The sequence below is a fragment of the Streptococcus sp. SGI.013 genome (assembly GCF_050315295.1).
Taxonomy (GTDB): Bacteria; Bacillota; Bacilli; order Lactobacillales; family Streptococcaceae; genus Streptococcus; species Streptococcus porcorum.
On record NZ_JBNPOS010000074.1, the window covers coordinates 1 to 1,108 of the forward strand.

Annotated in this window: 1 protein-coding gene; it reads left to right on the forward strand. The window is 42.4% G+C overall.

The features are described 5' to 3' along the window. The first annotated feature begins 31 nt into the window (after positions 1-31). Positions 32-1,054 (forward strand): IS30 family transposase, encoded by a 1,023-nt coding sequence (locus ACQRDX_RS09320; protein ID WP_162841140.1) that lies wholly within the window; start codon positions 32-34, stop codon positions 1,052-1,054. Positions 1,055-1,108: the final 54 nt, after the last annotated feature.

Genomic DNA, 1,108 nt, shown 5'->3' on the forward strand with positions numbered 1-1,108 from the left:
TTCCCCAACTCAGTATAGAAAGCAGATGAACATGTCCAACACTCATTCTACCAGAAACTCATCCTATTCTCATCTCTCAGCCACAGAACGTGGTGAAATTGCAGCTTATCTTAAAATGGGAAAGAAACCAATTGAAATCGCTCGGCTTCTGGGTCGTCACCGGTCTACAATCTGTCGAGAAATCAAACGTGGTTCAGTAGATCAGGTACAGGATAAAAATGGGAAACGAACTTATTTCAGCGCCTATTTCGCTGATAGTGGACAACGTGTATATGAGACCAATCGCCGAAAGTGTTCTTATCTCAAGTTGAATGACTGCTCCGCTAGGTTCATTGAACAATTAGGAGATGCCTTGAAGGCTAACGTCCGTCTCCATAGCGTAGATAGTTTTGTTCAGACTTATAAAGCAAGCCATTCTGAAGAAGTCGTACCCTCTACCAAAACGATTTATCGTTATATCAAAGAGGGGCTGTTAGCTATTAAACCAATCGATCTGCCTAAGATGGTTAGTATCAGAAAACGTTCTAAGAAAGTCACGAAGATGAATCGGAAGACTTTAGGTAAGTCTATCGAAGAACGTCCAGAGTGTATCAATGACCGTTCTGAATTTGGGCATTGGGAGATTGATTTAGTTCTTGGCAAGAAAACCAAAGGTGAAGCAGTTATTTTGACCTTGGTAGAGCGCCAGACACGCTATGCACTGGGCGTTAAGCTAGAAGACAAACAGTCCCACACCATTAATAGTGCTGTAAGGCATCTCACCAGTCTATATCCTATTGCATCCATCACAGCAGATAATGGTGCGGAGTTTAGTTTACTCTCAGACCTGGAAGCCGTTGATGTTTACTTTGCACATCCTTATTCTTCACATGAGAGAGGAACAAACGAGAACTTCAATGGACTCCTCAGAGAATATATCCCTAAAGGAGTCTCACTTAATTCACTAACCTCTGAAGAACTGGACAAGTATATCACTGCCATCAATGAGCGCCCCAGACGACTTCTTCAATATCAATCCTCGAAATTTCTGTTTGGGCTAGCCCAGACAGCTTAACCTCTGGATCTCTAGTTATCAATGAACTTGTTGCACTTGACTTGACAATGTGCG

What these genes read in the sequence shown, in the direction of transcription:
- ACQRDX_RS09320 (WP_162841140.1), top strand. Translation starts at nt 32, where the DNA reads ATGTCCAACACTCATTCTACCAGAAACTCATCCTATTCTCATCTCTCA.